3 protein-coding genes and 1 pseudogene are annotated in these 2,422 nt (G+C 39.3%); 2 read left to right on the top strand and 2 right to left on the bottom strand.

What is annotated here, in order from left to right:
• The coding region (locus QVO39_RS07105; protein ID WP_288171901.1) for a carboxypeptidase-like regulatory domain-containing protein at positions 1-233 on the bottom strand (233 nt) is incomplete at its 3' end.
• 383 nt (positions 234-616) lie between these two features.
• Between QVO39_RS07105 and QVO39_RS07100 the strand changes: the two genes are divergently transcribed.
• Both QVO39_RS07100 and QVO39_RS07095 read left to right on the top strand, forming a co-directional pair.
• Complete coding sequence (locus QVO39_RS07100; protein ID WP_021903593.1) at positions 617-1,198, top strand: hypothetical protein; 582 nt, start codon at positions 617-619, stop codon at positions 1,196-1,198.
• The gene (locus tag QVO39_RS07095) at positions 1,131-1,394 is read left to right on the top strand and encodes a response regulator transcription factor (RefSeq protein ID WP_353867187.1); all 264 of its coding nucleotides are present in this window, start codon (positions 1,131-1,133) and stop codon (positions 1,392-1,394) included. The genes QVO39_RS07100 and QVO39_RS07095 overlap by 68 nt, the downstream gene beginning before the upstream one ends.
• Here QVO39_RS07095 and QVO39_RS07090 read toward each other — a convergent pair.
• Positions 1,386-2,149 (bottom strand): annotated as a pseudogene (locus tag QVO39_RS07090) (HesA/MoeB/ThiF family protein). The gene QVO39_RS07095 and the pseudogene QVO39_RS07090 sit on opposite strands and share 9 nt — an antisense overlap.
• Positions 2,150-2,422 lie beyond the last annotated feature (273 nt).

Raw genomic sequence — 2,422 nt, 5'->3', positions numbered from 1 at the left:
CTTGCTTGGAGTAGGATAGGTAGCTTGTGGTCGCCGATAGAGAGACTAAAGGTGCCATCCTCCATGGTAACGCCTCCCACGATGGTGGCGGAGTCGGGTAGGGCGATGGCTTTAATCGTGGCATAAGGAAGTGGTTTCCCCTCTTTGTCCGATACCTTTCCCTTAATCTCTTGTGCCAATAAGTTGCCTGTAGCCAAGCACAGTATCAGCAAACTAGTGATGAATTGTTTCATAATGTGTGTGTATACCTTAGTGGTTTTGATTATGGCTCTTCTCTATCCTGCCCTCCTTTCTTCCACAAAGGTAAGTATAAATTAGGTAGTTTGCAAAACAAATAACCTCTTTTAATTTGGTTCGGATAGTTAGTTCCAAATTAATTACTTGTAAACAGGGAACACATCCTACTTTTTGAGTCGCATCATACTCTATATTATTTGATGTGCACACTGCTTGTCTTTACACATGCAAAATTCTATACATATTGAATTTCCTGCAATACCCGAAAGGGTAATTCTGGAATGGGCCGATGTAAATGGTGCGATTATCACCCTTTCGGGTAAGGGTTTTACTTTTAAATGAGTACATTTGCATTGTGTTTATTCCAGACTGACTGTCAATGAGTGTATTTCTTAATGAAAATAACCGTCTACGGTTACCGCAAGATGTTCGTCCTCAGATAGGAGACGAGCAATACTATGGCTTGCAGCCTTATATTGACTCTGCGAAGGCATTTGCCCGAGTTTCATACAAATCTCTCTACATTATCGATTATAATAGGATGAACTTTCTGTATGTATCGGATAACCCTCTATTCCTTTGTGGCGAGAACGTAGAAACGGTGCAACAAGAAGGATACGACTTTTATTATAATCATGTACCTGAAGAAGATCTTGAATTTCTTACACAGGTCAATAGAGCGGGTTTTGAGTTTTTTAAAGGAGTTGCTGTTTCAGAGCGCTCTCAGTATACAATATCTTATAACTTCCGAATTACTCAAAAAGAATCTCGAGAAAAGATCTTGATTAACCATCAGATAACACCACTCAAATTGGACTCAATGGGAAATGTTTGGTTGGCTCTTTGTTTAGTTTCATTAGCTCCAACTCAATCAAGAAGTTGGTATTGCTTATATGACAGCGGTCAATTCGAATTCGATGTGGCAGTTTTCTCTAAAGAGTGGACGTTGGAAGCAGATTGATAGTATCGTGCTGAATGAATACGAGAAAGCGGTGGTTCGACTAGCTAACCAAGGCTTGTCTGTTGGTGATATTGCCAATGAAATCAACCGATCCGAAGATTCAGTCAAGGGCTATCGAAAAACTTTGTTCCAAAAACTTGGCGTGGGAAACATCTCTGAGGCTATTGCTGTCGCGACACATCGTAGACTAATTTAAGTCATCGTACTCTGAGTAATAGTAGAATTTGGGAAATATCTTTACAAACTCCCCACGAACAATACGAATAAGAATTGAAGCGCATATCCCTCCAACCAACGAAGACGCAATGGATAATTGAGGGGGAGGCAGTAGCATTTTTTCTTTCTCATACGCTCGTATGACATCTTCGATCCATATTTAGGACGAACCCAATAGTTGAAATAATCTGTAATATATTGGATGGCTCTTTTCTCAAACCCCAAATAACTCTCTCCCTCAGTGAGCAAGCTCTCTAAGTTTGCTCCATCTGGAGAAACAACCATAACAATACCTGCAAATCCAATATTATAAGGATGTAATACATAAATGCCCTGCTCCGCACACAAATGGTCAAAGACAAACGGAATGTCACTTTTGAAATCAAGAGTGTTGATTGCTATATCGTGTTCCACAATGATATCCCTCACGTTTTCATGATTGATAAATGTGTTTATCGTCGAAATTTGTGCATTAGGATTGATGCTAAGTAGTCGTTTTTTCAATGCCTCTACTTTGGGTTTTTCCACATCTTCCTCGGTATAGTTCTGCCTATTGAGATTGCTTTCCTCTACCACATCTCCATCGACCAATGTGATAGTTTCAAATCCTATGCGCAATAGCGTTTCTGCGATATTACTTCCTATCCCTGCACCAGCAAGTAAGACTCGAAAATCTTTGATTCTCATTTGCTCTTCATCGGATATGTAGATTCGATTTCGTTCGTAGCGTTTCATTTGAATACTATTTTGATTACTTGTTTATGCGGGCAAAGTTCTTATTGTTTGCTTTTCTATGCAATACCCAAAAGGGTAATTCTTCGTGCATTTGCAATATATTAACCATTTGTCTGCTTCAGCCTATGATTTGTGGCGTCAATTGATAGCTGATTGTAAAGGAAATGTCTGATATGAGAAACAAAAATGTTTGATACGAGAAACAGAAACTGTCTTTATTGGGAGCATAGTTCTGGATAACCTTTTTCAGGTAACCACATAAAAAGGAAGGGG

It is taken from the genome of Porphyromonas sp. CAG:1061 (assembly GCF_000435035.1).
Lineage (GTDB): Bacteria > Bacteroidota > Bacteroidia > Bacteroidales > Porphyromonadaceae > Porphyromonas_A > Porphyromonas_A somerae.
This window is presented reverse-complemented; position numbering and strand designations above follow the sequence as displayed.